Below are 2,535 nucleotides of genomic sequence, written 5' to 3'. Positions count from 1 at the left end.
GAGGGGCACCCACAGCTCGTACGTGGAGGAGTCGAACGCCGGCGGCGAGTACGCCAGCACCCGCCGGTGCCGCTCCCCCGCACCCCACCACGGGTCCAGCGCCAGCTCCACCACATTGCGGTGCGTGTTGGCCACGCCCTTCGGCGTCCCGCTCGACCCGGAGGTGTACATCACGTACGCCAACTGATCCGGATGGACGAGGGCTCGGAAGGGCTCGGCGGGGGCCTCCGCCAGCAGGGCCGGGACGTCCGGCGGGGGCAGCGGGGTCAGGCCCTCGGCCGGGGCGTCCCGGTCGGTGACGAGGAGGGTGGCGCCGGTGTCGGCCAGGATGAACGCCAGGCGCTCCCGGGGCTGACGGGCGTCCAGCGGTACGTAGGCGCCGCCCGCCTTGAGGACGCCGAGGACGGCGACCACGTACTCCGGTGACCGGTCGAGGAAGAGGCCCACGGCGGTGCCGGGGACGACACCGAGCCCGGCCAGGCGGCGGGCGAAGGCGTCGGAGGCGCGGTCGAGTGCGCGGTACGACAGCTCGTGCTCCCCGCACACCAGCGCCGGCGCGTCGGGGGTGCGGGCGGCCTGCGCGGCGAACAGCTCGTGCAGGACGCCCTCCGGCAGCCGTACGGCGGTGTCGTTGTAGTCGGTGAGCAGGGCGCGGCGCTGGTCACGGGTGAGCAGCTCGATGTCGGCCACGCGGACGTCGGGGTCGGTGATCACGGCGTCCAGGACCCGGGTCAGCCGGTCGGCGGCCGTCTCGATCGTCGCGGGGTCGTACAGGTCGGTGGCGTACTCCAGGACGATGTCGAGGCCGCTCGGGCGGCCCGCCCGGTCGCGGTGTTCGTAGAAGTTGACGGTGAGGTCGAACTTGGCGGTGCCCATGCCGGGCCGGCCGGTCTCGGCGCGGACGCCGGGCAGCGCGGGGGCGGGTTCGGCGGCCTCGGCCAGGGTGAGCATGACCTGGAAGAGGGGGTGCCGGGCGGCGGACCGCTCCGGGTTGAGGGCTTCCACCAGTCGGTCGAACGGCAGGTCCTGGTGCGTCCAGGCGGCCAGGTCGGTCTCCCGTACCCGGTCCAGGAGGTCGCGGAAGGTGGGGTCGCCGCCCGCGTCGGTGCGCAGGACCAGCGTGTTGACGAAGAAGCCGACCAGGTCCTCCAGGGCCTCGTCGGTGCGGCCCGCGACCAGGGAGCCGACCGGGACGTCGGTGCCGGCGCCGGAGCGGGAGAGCAGGGCGACCGTGGCGGCCTGGACCACCATGAAAAGGGTGGCGCCGGACTCCCCGGCGAGCGCGGTGAGTGCCTGGTGGGTCCCGCTCGGGCAGTGCACGGTGTGCGTGCTGCCCCGGTAGGAGGCGACGGCGGGGCGTGCCCGGTCGGGGGGCAGGGTCGACTCGGCGGGCAGTCCGGCGAGTGCCGTGCGCCAGTGGTCGAGCTGCGTCTCCTCCTGCTCGGCGAGCAGGTCCCGCTGCCACAACGCGTAGTCGGCGTACTGGACCGGCAGCGGCTCCCAGCTCGGTGCCGTGCCCTCGGCGCGGGCGTTGCAGGCGGCGGTCAGGTCCCGCATCAACGGGGTGGTGGACCAGCCGTCGGAGGCGATGTGGTGCACGACCAGGACCAACACGCTCCGCTCCGGGGCAAGTCGCAACAGAGCTGCGTGCAAGGGAAGTTCGGCCGCGAGGTCGAAGAGGTGCGCGGCCTCCTCGCCGATCCGGTCGGGCAGCTCGTCCTCGGTGACGTCGGCAGTGGTCAGCGGGACGGTCACCTCGTCCGGAGGAACGATGTACTGCCGGGGCTCGCCGTCGTGCACGGGGTAGCTGGTGCGCAGTACCTCGTGGCGGGCGAGCACGTCGCCGAGGGCCTGCCGCAGCAACTCGGGGTCGACGGCGCCGGTGAGGGTGACGGCGAGCGGGATGTTGTAGGTGGCGGAGGGGCCCTCCATCTGGTCCAGGAACCACAGCCGCCGCTGGGCGGCGGACAGCGGCAGGTGCTCGTCCGAGCGCGGGGCGACGGCGAGCCGGGGACGCGGGGCCGTGCCGGCGCCGCCGGCGATGTGCTCGGCCAGGCGGGCGACGGTCGGGCACTGGAAGAAGTCCCGCAGGGACAGTTCGGTCGCGAGGGCGCTGCGCACGCGGCCGACCAGCCGGGTGGCGAGCAGGGAGTGGCCGCCGAGGCGGAAGAAGTCGTCGTCGACGGAGACCGCGGGCACGCCGAGGATGTCGGCGAACAGTCCGCACAGCACCTCCTCGGCGGGCGTGCGCGGGGCCCGGCCCGTGGCGCCGCCGGCCTGGGGTGCGGGCAGGGCGCGCCGGTCGAGCTTGCCGTTGGCGGTCAGCGGCAGCTCGGGAAGGACGACGAAGGCGGAGGGCACCAGGTACTCGGCGAGGCGCTCCGCGCAGTGCGCGTGCAGGGTGTCGGCATCGGCCTCCCCGACGACGTAGGCGACGAGGCGTTTGTCGCCGGGGCGGTCCTCGCGGACGACCACCGCGGCCTGCGCCACCGACGGGTGGACGACCAACGCCGACTCGATCTCACCCGGCTCGAT

General features: G+C 74.4%; 1 protein-coding gene. It reads right to left on the bottom strand.

What is annotated here, in order from left to right; translation table 11 throughout:
• The coding region (locus tag ADK41_RS02405) for a condensation domain-containing protein (RefSeq protein WP_159043934.1) at window positions 1–2,535 on the bottom strand (2,535 nt) is incomplete at both ends.

Origin of the sequence: Streptomyces caelestis, from assembly GCF_001279005.1 — a bacterium.
GTDB lineage: Bacteria > Actinomycetota > Actinomycetes > Streptomycetales > Streptomycetaceae > Streptomyces > Streptomyces heliomycini.
Note: the sequence above shows the minus strand (reverse complement) of the source record. Positions and strands in the feature narration are given on the sequence as shown.